The sequence below is a fragment of the Bordetella petrii genome (assembly GCF_020991325.1).
Lineage (GTDB): Bacteria > Pseudomonadota > Gammaproteobacteria > Burkholderiales > Burkholderiaceae_B > Bordetella_A > Bordetella_A petrii_E.
The window spans coordinates 1-13,448 of the sequence record NZ_JAJMLX010000114.1 but is presented as its reverse complement, the minus strand read 5'-3'; the positions used below and the strand labels follow the sequence as shown (position 1 = coordinate 13,448).

The window sequence follows — 13,448 nt, the reverse complement described above, 5'->3', positions numbered from 1 at the left end:
CCGCGGGCGCGGCGGCTTGTTCCGCGCGCGAAGAACGGCCGGACTTGCCCGCTTCCTGAGCCTGGGCGGTGCCCAGGGCCGCCGCGCAAGCCAGGGCCAGCGCGGCATATCGCAACTTCGTTTTCATCCTGCGTTTCCTTTGAGTCCGGGCAGCAGGCCGCGCGCCAGCGTGGCCACGCCGAACAGCACGCCCGCCACCAGTATGATGGCGGCGCCGGAGGGCACCGGCAGTTCCAGTTCAATGGGCAACATGATGCCGGCCAGGGTGCTGACCAGCGCCAGCACCACCGACAGGGCGAAGAATCCCTTCAAGGACTGGGCCAGCATGCGCGCCGCGGCGGCCGGAATCACCAGCAGCGCCCCCACCAGAATGGCGCCGATCACCTTCACCGAAGCCACCGTCACCAGCGTGACCAGAATCACGAACAGATAATCCATGGCCTTGACCGGCACGCCGCGCACCGCGGCCAGCTGCCGGTTGAAACTGGCCAGCATCAGCCGGTTGTAGTTCGGCAGCGCCAGGGCCATGGTCAGCACGGCCACGCAGGCCAGCACCGCCAGGTCGGTGCTGTTGACGGTAAGCACAGACCCGAACAGCACATTCTCGAGAATGTGGATATTGATGCGGCCCGACAGCACCAGCAGCAGGCTTGCCCCCAGGGCCAGCGATACCGACAGGAATACGCCGATCAGCGTGTCCGGCGTAAGCTGGGTACGGTTGCTGAGAAAGTTGAGCAGAATGCCGAAGATCAGGCAGTAGCTGAACAGGCTGCCGTAGGGCCCCGTATACGGCTCTCCCAGCAGGATCCCGATGGCCACGCCCGTCAGGGCCGCATGGCCCACGGCTTCCGAGAAAAACGCGAAGCGCTTCACCACCACCAGCGTGCCCAGCCCGCCCAGCACCGGGCCTATGATCAGGCCCGCCAGCAAGGCGTTGATGACGAAGCCGTATCCCAGCGAACTGGGCAGGAAACCGGCTTCGGCGCCGCTTTGCAACCACTGCCGCAAGCTGTCGAAAAAAGCGATCATGCGGCTTGCTCCTGCAGGGCCGGGTGCGCGCGGGTCGAGAACAGGTTCAACAGCCGGTCGGGGGTCAGCACCTGAGCCGGCGGCCCGTCGCACAGCACCTGGCGGTTCAGGCCGGTAACCCGGTCGGCCAGCCGACCCACCGCTTCCAGGTCGTGCTCGATCCACAGGATCGTCACGCCCTGCGTGCGCCAGTTCTGCAGCAGTTCCTCGAACACCCGCACCCCGGCCTCGTCCAGTGCGGACATGGGCTCGTCCAGCACCACCAAAGAGGGGCGCGGCACCAGCCCCTGGGCCAGCAGCACCCGCTGGCGTTCGCCGCCCGACAATGCCCCCATGCGGCGCGACCGCTTGTCGTGCATGCCCACCCGCAGCAGGGCATCGGCGATCGCGTCGCCACGCTTGCGGGAAAGCCCCAGAAACGCCGGCTTGCGCTGGCACATGGCCGCCATGAAGTCGTTGACGGTCATGGGCAGGCCACGGTCGAATTCCAGCGCCTGCGGCACATAACCGATGATGCCGGCCCGCGCGCCCGGCCAGTCCACGCTGAGCGTGCCGCGATGCGGCATCTGCCCCAGCAGGGCCTTCACCAGGGAACTCTTGCCGCCGCCATTCGGGCCCACCAGTGCATGCACGCTGCCCGGGGCCACCGTGAAGGACACGTCGCGCAGAATCGCGGTGCGGCCCAGCGTCAGCGAGATATTGTCGAAGGCCAGCGCCGGACCGGCGGCACCGGCGCTCATGCCCCGGCGTCCTGGATGGCGCGCACCACGGTGGCCAGGTTCTGCTTCATTTCGCGCTCGAACTGCTGCGGGTCGTACTCGCCATAGGAAATATGCGAAAGCGAATACAGCTTGACGCCGGTTTCACGCTGGATGGTATCCACATACGACGAAGGGAAGTTCAATTCCGAGAACACCACCTTGACGTCCAGGGCGCGCAGCTCGTCGATCGTGCCCTTCAGTTGGGCCGGACTGGGCTCGATGCCGTGGGCGGGCTCGACCACCGCCGTCACTTCCAGGCCGAATTCGCGCAGCAGGTAATCGTAGGCGCCATGGATGGTGGCCACCCGCAGATCGGCATTGGGCGCGGACACCAACTGTCCCAGGGCATCGGCGCGCAGCTTGCGCAGGCGCTGGCCGTAGGCGCGCGCGTTGGCAATGTAAGCCTGGGCGTTGGCGGGGTCGATGCGCCCCAGCTCGCGCGCGATGGTGTTCACCTGGGCAATGGACGCGGTAATGGACAGGAAAGTGTGCGGATTGACCACCTTGCCCGAATCGCCGCCGCCGCGCGCCGCCATGCCCACGGCGGCCAGCAGGGGCACCTGCGCATTGGCTTCGATCAGGGGAATGTCCGGCTTCTCGCTCGCGGCGATCATGCGTTCGGCGAAATCGTCATGGCCGATGCCATTCAGCACAATGACGTCCAGCGTGCCGATACGCTTGATGTCTTCGGCACGCGGCTCGTAGGCATGCGGGTTGAAGCCCACCGGCATCAGCGGCACCACCTCGGCCTTGTCGCCCACGATGTTGGATACATAGCTGTAGTACGGATGCAGGGTGATGCCAATGCGCAGGCGCTTGGCTTCCTGGGCGTGGGCGGTGCCGAACAACACGGCCGACAACAGCAGCAGGCCGGCCAGTTGGGCGCCGCGGCGCAGGAACTTCGCGGAGAACGAAAAAAAAGGCATGGTGATCTGGGAAATCGGTGTCGGAAAGGTAAGCGGCGCAGCGCGTCAGGGGTTGCCCTGGCGGGTGACGCCGCCATCGAACTGGGCCACCACCTGGCGCCATCCCGCCGCGGCCAGCGCGGCATCGTCGGCCGGGTCGGGCAGGCTGGCCGCGGCGTCGCGGTTCAGCCAGACGTCCATCAGTTCGTCATGGGTATGGCCAGGGTGCGCATGCGGATCTTGCCCGCCCGCGGCGGCGGGCACGCGCATGGCGAACGAGCCGGCCAGGCCGGCATCGGCGCTCAGCCCCAGATAAACGGCGTGGCCGTTCTGGTGCTGCAGACTCCAGCGGTGCCCGCCACGCGCGGCACTGCTGTTGTCGGCCACAAAGGGCGGCAACCCCTGGCTGGCAAGCTCGGCGGCGGACGGCAATGTTTCGCCACCCTGCAGCGCAAAGGCGATTTCGTCGTAGGCCACCCGCAGGTCGGCGTATACGCCCTGTTCCGCGGGGGTCAGGTCGCGCCGCGCATCGATCTGGGTGGCGGCCAGCGCCACGCTATCCACCCGCGCGGGGCGCAGGCCTATATAGGCCGCAGCGGCGGCAACGATCAGCAGGCTGGCCAGCAGCACAGCCAGTGTTTCGTGCCCCGCCCCGGCAGGGCGCACAACTTGGACTGGCATGCCTTACTGGATGTCCACGTGGTCGATTTCCACGACGTGGCCAGGGCCTGCATCGAACAGCACGTAGAACTCGCCCTCGGGGCGCTTGAACGTGAACTTGGAGTCGTCGTCCAGCTTGCCCGGCACCAGGATCTGTTCGTCGTACGAGATCACGTCCATGGTGACGCCGGGCGCGCCGCTGCCATCGGAGAAGCCGCCGGTGCACTGGATTTGCTCGCCCGATGCCGATTTGCATTCGGCCATGGGGTTGTGCGCAAAGGCCGTAGCGCTGGCAGCCAGCGACATGGCCAGCAGCCAGCGGCATGCCTGTTTGGGGGAAACGGGGGTCATTGCTTTGCTCCTTGTTTCTTCAGCCAATCGGCCGTGGCCGGCGAAGCCGACGCAATCGGCCAGGCCACCTGGTGCACCGAACCGTCCCAGCCTTCCGCCGTTATCCAGATGTCGGCATCGGGCGCGGTTTGTACGGGAATCGGCAGACTGGCAAACGCCCGGTGCGGACTGCCGAAGAAAATGGATCCCGCGGCACGCAGGCTGCGGGGCTTGCCCACGCGCAGATACACCGCGCGGATCTGATCCTGGCAATTCTCGCACTGAGCCATGGTGAATGTCTTGACCATCCCGGCCGGGTCGGACTTGGGCGGGCCCACTTCCCATTCGGCCATCTGCAATTGCCAGGGGCCCACCTGCACCTCGCCCGCGGGGCGCTGGCCCAGGCCCATCAGGCCGCGGTTCAAGGCCAGGTTATCGAAATACTTGGGCAGGTACAAAATGGGCAGGATCAGCAACAGCGCACTCAAGTGGAAGCGCCAACGGCGCCAGCCCACGTTGGGCGGGGCCGCCTGCAATGTCGATGTCTTGCTCATTCGGTTACCTCGCGGGGGTCGACAGCCGGCCGGCGCGCGCGCGCCGGGCGCAGCGCCTTGGCGGTTTCCTTGGCCGTGCGCTTGGTCCAGATCAGCATGCCGCTCAATGACATCATGGTCAGCAGCAGGCCGAACAGGAACCACACCACCTTCAGCCAGAAACCGCCAAAGTCGCCGGTATGCAGGGGCCGCATGGATTCGGTGAAGAATTCCAGGTTGCTGCGGTCGGACAGGCTGCGGATGTCTTCCACGTTGCCGTTGTATGGGTTGACGTGCGCATGCTGGAACATCAGCGGGTAGGCGCCGCGCCCCATGATGGTTACCGGATCATACGCGTTGCCCGGGAAGAAAATATGCTGCGCTTCCAGCCCCGGCAGTTCGCGCTGGGCCACGGCCACCACCTCGTCCAGCGGCAGGCGCTGGACGGTTTCGCCGGGAGCCACGGTGGGCACCTGGTCGCGCGCGACGATGGCCGGCACCCCTTCGGTGGAAATGGTGGTGTGCGTATCGAACAGAATGGCCTGCACCAGGAACCAGATGGCGCTGACCGAGATCAGCAGCACGAACCACACCGACCACAGACCGGCCAGGCGGTGGAAGTCGCCCCAGAAAATGCGTCCGCCCTGCCCGGTGCGCAGCCGGGGTTTCTGGAAATACGCGCGCCAGAAACGCTTGTACACCACCAGGCCCGTCACCAGCGAGGCCAGCATGGGTATGCCCAGGAACGACACCAGGTACCAGCCCCAACTGAAGCCATTGGTAAAGGGAATGAGCAGCCAGCCGTGCAAGGCCCGCATGAACTGGCGCAGGTCGAATTCCAGCGCGGGCCCCTGCACCGCACCCGTGTACGGATTCACATAGATCGAGGTGTTCTTGGCGCCCGGATAACTGACGCTGGCGGTCAGCGCGAACTGCGATTCTTCGGGCCACGACAGCCGCTGCACCGATGCGTTGGGCTCTTGACGCTTGATGGCGTCAACCAGCGCCTGGTAACCCAGGCGCTGCGCGTCGTCGCTGGGCGCCTGCGCGCGCACCGCCGGATTGATCAGCCAGACGATTTCCTGGCTGATGACCGCGATGGTGCCGGTGGCGCACACGAAGAACAGAAAGATCCAGATTGGCAGGGCCAGCCAACTGTGGACCAGAAACCAAAGCTTGGAACGCGATGGCTTAGCCATTCGGAGATCCCCAAAAGTCGAATACGGACCCATCCCCCGCAGGATAGGTCAACTCGTAATTCTATCAAGAATGGATCTCATTATCTTGATCTGGACTTAAACAGGTCCGGATCAGGCCTGCGACACCGAGCTAGAACCAGATCCGCACGCCGGCCAGCACGGCGCGTTCGGATCGGCTTTCCCCCGCTTCGCTGGCGTAGCTGGCGGTCTTGCCGAACTTGCGGCCGAACGATACGCCGACATAAGGTGCGAACTGCCGGCTGATTTCGTAGCGGATCCGCAACGAAATCGCGGCATCGGACAGGCCGGCCCCGATGCCGCGCGCCTTGTCGTCTTTTCCATGCATGCTGGCTTCCAGTTCCGGGGTCAGGACCAGGCGCTGGGTCAGCAATAAGTCATACTCGGCCTTGAACGCCAGCGCGCTGCGCCCCGAGCCCCCCACGTAGGCGGTCAGCTCGGTTTCGATGTTGTATGGCGCAACGCCCTGCACACCGAAGGCGGCCCAATTGCGCTTGGGGCCCGTGCCGAAATCGCGGCGGGCGCCCAGTTGCCAGTCCCAATATGGCGAGAATGCGTGGCTCCAGAACGCCTCGACCTTGCCGTTGGTACTGCCATTGACGCGATCGCCTTCGCTTTTTATCCAGAGCTTGTCCAGGTCGCGTCCGATCCAGAATTCGCCGTCCCATTGCAGGCCGGTGTCGCCGTTGCGGTCGTGGGCCAGGCCCAGCTTGTCGAACAGCAGATAACTGGTCACGGCATCATCCATCATGTGCGGGTGGATGCCGTAGGCTGCGTACCCCTGTGCGGCCGAGCCGTCGCTGGCCGGCAGCGAGCCCACGGGCGCGCCGGCCTGGCCATGGCTCGTGGACATGCCGGGCATGGACCCATGATCCATGCCGGCGTGGGACGCTGGATGCCCCTGGGCTGCCGCAACCGCGGCGGACAGGGCAAGCAGCGCGCCGCTGAACAATGATGCCGCGCGCGCCTGGTCGATCTTCAAGTTCGCCATTCGATTCACTCCACGACAACGGCGCGGAACATGCCCGCTTCCATGTGGTACAGCAGGTGACAGTGATAGGCCCAGTTGCCCCTGGCATCGGCGTTGACGCGATAGCTGACCCGCTGGGCCGGATTCAGGCTGATGGTGTGCTTGCGCACCTGGAAATTGCCGTCCGGCGACTCCAGGTCGCTCCATAGCCCATGCAGGTGGATGGGATGGGTCATCATGGTGTCGTTCACCAGCACAAAACGCACGCGCTCGCCGAACTTCAGGACTATCGGCCGGGCGTCCGAGAACTTCTTTCCGTTGAATGACCACATATACCGTTCCATATTGCCCGTCAGGTGCAATTCGATCTCGCGGGTGGGCGGCCGGTTGTCGGCGGGCTCGACCATGGAATGCAGGTCGGCATAGGTCAGTACCTTGCGGCCGTTGCCGCGCAGGCCCACGCCTGGATCATCCAGCCGTGTAGACACCCTGGAGGGCGGCATGGTGGAACCCACGCCACGCTCGGACACATAGGGATGCCTGGCTTCCACCATTCCGCCTTCCGCCCCGTCCGGGGCTTGCGGCATGCCGCCATGGCCCATCGCGGCATGGTCCGCCGCGCCGCCGCCCATGGCCGCCATGTCGTGCTCCATGCCCATATCCATCATGGTGAGCACCTGCACCGGGTCCAGCGCGGGCACTTCGGCCTGCATACCGGCGCGCGGAGCCAATGTGGCCCGCGCATACCCGGAACGATCCATGGCCTGTGAAAAAATCGTGTAGGGGCGGTTCTCGGCGGGCTCGACGATGACATCGTAGGTTTCCGCCACGGCAATGCGGAACTCGTCGATTTCCACCGGCCTGACCGGCAGGCCATCGGCGGCCACCACGGTCATTTTCAGGCCCGGGATGCGCACGTCGAAGTAGCTCATCGCCGACCCGTTGATGAAGCGCAGCCGGACCCGTTCGCCAGGCTGGAACAGGCCCGTCCAGTTGCCCGCCGGCGATTTTCCATTGGCCAGGAACGTGTAGGTAGCCCCGGAGACATCGGCCAGGTCGGTTCGGTTCATGCGCATCTGCTGCCACATCAGGTGTTCGTCCAGCGCGCCGCGCCAGCCGTTCTTCCGCGCATCGTCGGCCAGGCCGGCGACCGAGGGCTGAATGTAGTTGTAGTAGTCCGGCATGACTTTCAGCTTGCGGAACACGCGCATCGGATCTTCGTCCGTCCAGTCGGACAGCAGCACGATATGATCGCGCTCGGCGCGCACGGGGTCGGCCCGCAACGGGTCGATGATGATCGCGCCGTAAAGCCCCGTCTGTTCCTGGAAGCCGGAATGGCTGTGGTACCAATAAGTGCCGCTTTGCCGCACCGTGAACCGGTAGGTAAAGGTTTCGCCGGGCCGAATACCGGGAAAACTGAGGCCGGGCACTCCATCCATGTCGGTGGGCAGCAAGATGCCGTGCCAATGGATCGAGGTGTCCTCGTCCAGGCGGTTGGTCACGCGCAGTGTCACGGTGTCGCCCTCCCGCCAGCGCAGGGTGGGAGCCGGCAACATGCCGTTGACGGTGGTTGCCATGCGCGGCGCCCCCGTGAAATTGACAGGCGTGCGGCCGATTTCCAGGTCGAACTCGGTGCCCGACAGTTCGTTGGACGGTACAGGGCTGGCAAGCGCCCATGCCGGCTGGCGCCACAGGCCCAGGCCGGCCAGCACGCCGCCGGCCGCCAATCCCTGCACGAAATGGCGGCGGGGATTCGAAACAACTTTGGTCATGGGGATGGTCTCCACGGGGCGCGCAGCCGCGCCCGGTGCGGGTTTACTGGACGGTTATCGTGCCCTTCATGCCGGCCGGATAATGTCCCGGCTCCAGGCAGGCGAAGGCCACCCGGCCCGCCGTGTCGAATGTCCAGATGATCTGGCCTGATTTACCCGCTTCCAGGGACACCGAATTCGGCTCCTCATGCCGCATGCCCGGGTCGTTCATCATCATCTGATAATGGCTGCCCAGGTCGGCCGGCGTGCCCAGCACCATTTCATGGCGGATCACGCCCGAATTCGTGACATTGAAGCTCACGGTTTCGCCTGCCTTGACATCGATACTTTCCGGCGTGAAGCGCATGTCGTCGGTCATGCCGATTTCGATGGTTCGCGTCACCTGGGATGGCTTGCCCGGCTTGCCGACTGCGGCCGCCGCGGCGTTGCCGTGGCCGCCCGTATGGCCCCCTGCGGCCAGGGTGCTGAACGTGGCCAGCAGCGCGGCCACCGCGGCGCACGGACGCAGGGCTTTCATGGTCTTGCTCATGGTGTTTCTCACAGGTCGTGGCGATAGGGACGCTGCCACTTTAAGAAGCCGCCCCCCACCAGAACCTGTCAGAAAGATTACTTTTCTGTAATGCCGGCCCGATGCGCGATGGTAAAGCCGACCTGGGATCCGCTGTCGCCAGACCTGGCGAAGGCGCTGCCGCCATGCATGCGGGCGATCGCGCTGACAATGGCCAGGCCCAGGCCATGGCCTTCCGAGCGGCTGCTGCGCGCATGATCGGCGCGATAGAAGCGGTCGAAAATGCGCGGCAAAGCATCGGCGGCGATGGGAGCGCCCGGATTGATGACACTGATCTCGATCATCTGCCCAGCCTGCGCGCCACGGACCTGGATCCGCCCGCCGCGCGGCGTGGCCTCGATGGCGTTGCTGACCAGATTGGCGATTGCCCGGCGCAGCAGGCGCGGGTTGGCCTGGGCCTGGGCATCGCCCGCGATGTCCAGCGCCACCCCCGCCTCGTCCAGCGCCGCTTCGTAGTATTCCACCACCTGCTCGATTTCCTGGCGCACTTGCACGTGCCGAAGATCGCCCGCCAGCTCGCCGCCGTCGGCACGCGCCAGAAACAGCATGTCGTTGATCAGGGCCTTCAGCCCCTGCAGCTCTTCCAGGTTGGATTCCAGCGCGTCACGCAACTCTGCCACCGGGCGCGGCGAGGACAGCGCGATCTCGGTGCCGCTGATCAGGGTGGCCAGGGGCGTGCGTAGTTCATGCGCCACGTCGGCATTGAATCCTTCCATTTGCTGGTAGGCGGCTTGCACCCGCGCCAGCATGTCATTGAAGGCGCGGACAAGGTCCCGCAGTTCAAGGTCGATGCCGTCTTCGGGCAAACGCAGCGCCAGGTTGTCGGGGCGGATCCGCGCCGCGCTTGCCGAAAGCCGCCGGATCGGCGCCAGGGACCGCCGCACGGCCCAGGCCGACAGCAAGCCCGTCACGCCGATCCAGACCGCGCAGATCAGCACCAGGGCGGTGGCAAAGGCATACAGGAACTGCGCGCTGGGCCGCAGGTTGACGGCGACGATAAGGCGATATCCCTCGAATACCGGGCCGTCCAGGCCAATGCGCAGGCCGCGCATGCGCCATTCGTCGTGGGTCTGGATGTACACCTCGTCATCCGATACCGGGCTGACCAGGCGCGGTGCCCGGGGCCCATAGAACACCTGGTCCTGGCGCAGGATCCAGACGCGCAGGTTCTCGTGCCCCACCAGGATATTGTCCAGCGTATGCCGCAGTTCATCCAATTGCTGCGACGACGACTGCATGCCGACAAGATGGTGGATCAGTTCGAGCTTGCCCGCCACTTCGGTCATTTCCTGGCGCTGCACTTCGCGCTGCAAGGCCAGGAACAGCGTATAGCCCGCCACGCTGGACACGACCAGCGCGATCAGGCCCAGCAGCAGCGTAAGGCGTACCTGGATCGAGCCTAGGGCGCGGCGATTCATGATGCGCGCTGCTCCAGCACGTACCCCATGCCGCGCACGGTGTGCAGCAGCTTCGTGCCGAAAGGGTCGTCGATCTTGGCGCGCAGGCGGCGCACCGCCACTTCGATGGCGTTCGTATCGCCATCGAAATTCATGTCCCACACCTGCTCGGCCAGCATGGTCCGCGACAATACCTGCCCTTGCCGGCGCAACAGCAGGGCAAGCAATGTGAATTCCTTGGCGGTCAGTTCCAGGCGCGCGCCGTCCCGATGCGCCTTGCGCCGCGCCAGGTCCAATTCCAGGCCGCCCAGCCTGAGCAAGGTCGATTCCTGGCTGCGCCCCCGGCGCAGCAGCGCCTGGACGCGGGCCAGCAGTTCCGAGAAGGCAAACGGCTTGACCAGGTAGTCGTCCGCTCCGCCCTCCAGGCCGCGTACGCGGTCTTCAACCTGGTCGCGCGCGGTCAGCATGAGTACGGGGGTATGCTTGCGTTCACGCAGCCTTTTCAGGACTTCGAAGCCATCGATACCAGGCAGCATCACATCGAGCACGACCAGGTCGTGGTCCAGTTCCGAAGCCGCATGTATGCCGTCCACCCCATTGCGGGCAATGTCCACGACATAGTTGTGTTCGGCCAGGCCTTTTTGCAGGTACCGAGCCAGCTTGGGCTCATCTTCGATGACCAGGATACGCATGAGAAATCTCCGTTCGCGGCATTAATGTAATCCCGATTCGAGCGGCCATTTCAACAGTACGGTATCAAGCCCCTTGCCTTGCTCCGGCGCATCAGGCCCATGGACGCGGGCGGTCAGTCTTCCGGCACATAGATCATGCGGCCGTCGTCCAGCCGGTAGGTAACACCGGCGCGCGCGCCCTGCCCCTGGCCGACCTCGCCGCTGGATTCGTAGCGCGTCAGTTCCTGTCCGTTCTTGATGGTAATGCGCATATCGGCCTCGCCCGGATTCTCGACCACCACTACCTTGTCCTGCGAAAACGGGCTTAGCGGATTCTGGGCGATCGTCACCATCAATACGCCGATGATCACCAGGAACAGGTCGATCAGGTTCACCACCGACAGCATCGGGTCGTTCGCGTCATCATCGTCCAGGAAGCGCATTACACGGCCTCCTGCTGCAAGCGCTGCCGTTCCAGGTCGCGCAGGTCCTGCAGCAGCCAGCGACGCCGTATGGTCAGGATGAAAAAGCAGATGCTGGCCGCCAGCAGTGCCAGGATGACCGCGGAAAACGCCGCCACCATGTTCTTGCCCACCGCCGCGCCATCATGGCTGCCCAGGGCCAGCAGTGCCGGCCCCATTGGAATCATGGTGGCGATCAGGCCCAGCATGGGCGCGGAACGCGACACAATGCGCAGCCATTCCAGCTGTTTCATGATCCACAGTTCCAGGTCATCGCTGGCCATCGCCACGTGTCCAGGCCCGCCCTCGGCGCCCCCGTTCCGGCGCGCATGGACGAACAGCGCGCGCGGATGCGAGGCGCGGCGGCGCTGCCAGGCCTCGACGGCGAACGCCCCCAGCATCACCAGGGCATAAGCCAGCGCCAGCGCGATCAACAGCATGACGGGCGCCAGGAACACGCGCGACACGGTATACAGCAGGGTTTCGATTTCGGTAAAAAAAGTCATTGGGATTCTCGCCTTATTAATTCATCAAGCGGCCGCGCCTGGCCTGCCATGTCCCGCCCGCGCACAGCAGCGCCAGCATGGCCGCCAGTGGCAACCAGTGCTGCCGCTGGTCCTGCACGGGCGGCGGCTCGACGGGTTTCATTACCTGGCCCCGCACGGCCTGTTCAGGCGCCGCCTTTTCCATCGCGGACGCAGGCGCTGCCGCCGCGCCTGTCGCGGCCGCGTGTGCCGGCGCGGGCGCGGCATCCAGGCCGAACCCCTGCGCCAGCTCGGCGATGTACTGGCGCGTGGCGGCAGCGCCGGTGTCCACGTTGAATTCCCGCTCCAGTTGCCGCCAGCGCTCGGCCAGTTCCCGGCGCGTTTGCTCAGAAGCGTCCCAGTATCCCTTGCGCATGGCTTCCGCCATGCGTTCCAGCACCTGCGCCTGGGCCGTGGGATTGTGCTGCTCGAACCAGGCTCGCGTTCCCAGGCCGCGCGTGTCGGTCACATAGGTATCGAACAGCGCCTGCCACTGGTCGGCGCGCACGGTGCCCGGATCTGCCACCTGCCAGCCGAACAGGTTGTTGGTGGCATTCAGCACTTCCAGCGTGCCGGCATAGCCTTCTTGCTGCATGGCGCCTATCCACTGCGGGTTCAGGTAACGCGCCCGCAGTTCGTCGGCCAGGAAGCGTTCCAGCCCGGCCGTCCTGGCGTCGCCGGCCCGCAGGTCGGACACCAGCAGCTGCGGCGCCTGGCCATCCAGGTGCCTGACGGCGGCGGACAACCCTCCCATGAATTCAAACGGATGATCCGTGGACAACACCCCATGCAGGTTGGACGACCGCGACATGATCACCGCCTGGGTGCCCCGCAGTTGTTCCGCCAGCAGATTGGCGGCGTCCGGGGTGGCGCCCCAGGCTCCGGCGCCATACGCATGGCGGCTGCTGGCCAGGAATTGCCGGCCTAGCACCGCGTCATCGTCCCATTCTGTCGAACGCAGCGCCAGGCCGGGCACGCCGGTGCCGTACTCGCCGGGCGCATTGCCGAAGATGCGATGGCGCGCAGCCTCGGCCGCGTCGCCGGCTGCCATGCCTTGATCGCGCAGGGCAGCCGCGATGCGGCGGTTGTTGGCCGCAACAGGGTTTCCGGGCTCGTCCAGCGCGGCAAGCCTGGCCAGAGCGTCATCCAGCAAGCGCATGAAACTGTCGAACTGGTCGCGGTACACGCCGGTAACCTGCACCACCACATCCACGCGCGGCCTGCCCAGTTCCGCCGCGGGAATGATCTGCAGCGCGGTGACTCGGCCGCCGCTGTCCCACACGGGCCGCAGGCCCAGCGCATGCAGCACTTGCGCCTCGGTAACCCCCAGGTGGCGCGTGGCCTCGGATGCCCACAGGCTGAACGCCAGCTTGGCCGGATAGGCCCCTTGATGCCCGGCGCGGAAAGCCTGCACCAGTTGCGCATACGCGGTCGACGCTGTCTCGTACGCGGCGCGCGCGGGAATCTTGTCGGCCTCGAACGCATACAGATTGCGCCCGCTGCGCACGTCCGGGTTGCGGATGGGGTCGCCCCCCGCGCCGGGCGCCACGAAGCGGCCCGCCAGTCCGGCCAGCAAGGCCTCGTTCTCCTGAGTGTCCCGCAGCCGCCGGTCCAGTTCACGCGCGCGCTCGGCAAAGCCGGCCAGCGCGT

The 13,448-nt window shown here is 65.6% G+C and carries 15 protein-coding genes; all 15 read right to left on the bottom strand.

Annotation, left to right across the window (positions count from 1 at the left end; translation table 11 throughout):
• Positions 1–123: 123 nt before the first annotated feature.
• Positions 124–1,029, bottom strand: a complete 906-nt coding sequence (locus tag LPZ50_RS13115) for a metal ABC transporter permease (protein ID WP_230661924.1) — start codon at positions 1,027–1,029, stop codon at positions 124–126.
• The gene (locus LPZ50_RS13110) at positions 1,026–1,769 is read right to left on the bottom strand and encodes a metal ABC transporter ATP-binding protein (RefSeq protein WP_230661923.1); all 744 of its coding nucleotides are present in this window, start codon (positions 1,767–1,769) and stop codon (positions 1,026–1,028) included. The genes LPZ50_RS13115 and LPZ50_RS13110 overlap by 4 nt, the downstream gene beginning before the upstream one ends.
• On the bottom strand, positions 1,766–2,716 hold the full coding sequence (locus LPZ50_RS13105; protein ID WP_230661922.1) for a metal ABC transporter solute-binding protein, Zn/Mn family: 951 nt from the start codon (positions 2,714–2,716) through the stop codon (positions 1,766–1,768). The genes LPZ50_RS13110 and LPZ50_RS13105 overlap by 4 nt, the downstream gene beginning before the upstream one ends.
• Before the next feature lie 45 nt (positions 2,717–2,761).
• Positions 2,762–3,376 carry a DUF6162 family protein gene (locus LPZ50_RS13100; protein ID WP_230661921.1) on the bottom strand — a complete coding sequence of 205 codons (615 nt, stop codon included), beginning with the start codon at positions 3,374–3,376 and terminating at the stop codon, positions 2,762–2,764.
• Positions 3,377–3,379: 3 nt separating this feature from the next.
• Positions 3,380–3,706 carry a hypothetical protein gene (locus LPZ50_RS13095; RefSeq protein WP_230661920.1) on the bottom strand — a complete coding sequence of 109 codons (327 nt, stop codon included), beginning with the start codon at positions 3,704–3,706 and terminating at the stop codon, positions 3,380–3,382.
• Positions 3,703–4,239, bottom strand: a complete 537-nt coding sequence (locus LPZ50_RS13090) for a thiamine pyrophosphate-binding protein (RefSeq protein ID WP_230661919.1) — start codon at positions 4,237–4,239, stop codon at positions 3,703–3,705. Before LPZ50_RS13090 ends, LPZ50_RS13095 begins: the two co-directional genes overlap by 4 nt.
• Positions 4,236–5,417 (bottom strand): PepSY-associated TM helix domain-containing protein, encoded by a 1,182-nt coding sequence (locus LPZ50_RS13085; protein ID WP_230661918.1) that lies wholly within the window; start codon positions 5,415–5,417, stop codon positions 4,236–4,238. The genes LPZ50_RS13090 and LPZ50_RS13085 overlap by 4 nt, the downstream gene beginning before the upstream one ends.
• Positions 5,418–5,547: 130 nt before the next feature.
• The gene (locus LPZ50_RS13080) at positions 5,548–6,426 is read right to left on the bottom strand and encodes a copper resistance protein B (RefSeq protein WP_230661917.1); all 879 of its coding nucleotides are present in this window, start codon (positions 6,424–6,426) and stop codon (positions 5,548–5,550) included.
• A gap of 5 nt (positions 6,427–6,431) precedes the next feature.
• Positions 6,432–8,177, bottom strand: a complete 1,746-nt coding sequence (locus LPZ50_RS13075) for a copper resistance system multicopper oxidase (RefSeq protein WP_230661916.1) — start codon at positions 8,175–8,177, stop codon at positions 6,432–6,434.
• 43 nt (positions 8,178–8,220) lie between these two features.
• On the bottom strand, positions 8,221–8,706 hold the full coding sequence (locus LPZ50_RS13070; RefSeq protein ID WP_230661915.1) for a cupredoxin domain-containing protein: 486 nt from the start codon (positions 8,704–8,706) through the stop codon (positions 8,221–8,223).
• 77 nt (positions 8,707–8,783) lie between these two features.
• Positions 8,784–10,163: a heavy metal sensor histidine kinase gene (locus LPZ50_RS13065; RefSeq protein WP_230661914.1), complete on the bottom strand. Its 1,380-nt coding sequence runs from the start codon at positions 10,161–10,163 to the stop codon at positions 8,784–8,786.
• Positions 10,160–10,834, bottom strand: coding sequence for a heavy metal response regulator transcription factor (locus tag LPZ50_RS13060; protein WP_230661913.1), 675 nt, complete (start codon positions 10,832–10,834; stop codon positions 10,160–10,162). Before LPZ50_RS13060 ends, LPZ50_RS13065 begins: the two co-directional genes overlap by 4 nt.
• 113 nt (positions 10,835–10,947) lie before the next feature.
• Positions 10,948–11,256, bottom strand: coding sequence for a DUF2149 domain-containing protein (locus LPZ50_RS13055; RefSeq protein ID WP_230661912.1), 309 nt, complete (start codon positions 11,254–11,256; stop codon positions 10,948–10,950).
• The gene (locus LPZ50_RS13050) at positions 11,256–11,780 is read right to left on the bottom strand and encodes a MotA/TolQ/ExbB proton channel family protein (protein ID WP_230661911.1); all 525 of its coding nucleotides are present in this window, start codon (positions 11,778–11,780) and stop codon (positions 11,256–11,258) included. The genes LPZ50_RS13055 and LPZ50_RS13050 overlap by 1 nt, the downstream gene beginning before the upstream one ends.
• A 16-nt stretch (positions 11,781–11,796) precedes the next feature.
• On the bottom strand, positions 11,797–13,448 hold a 1,652-nt coding region (locus tag LPZ50_RS13045), incomplete at its 5' end, for a cobaltochelatase subunit CobN (RefSeq protein WP_230661910.1).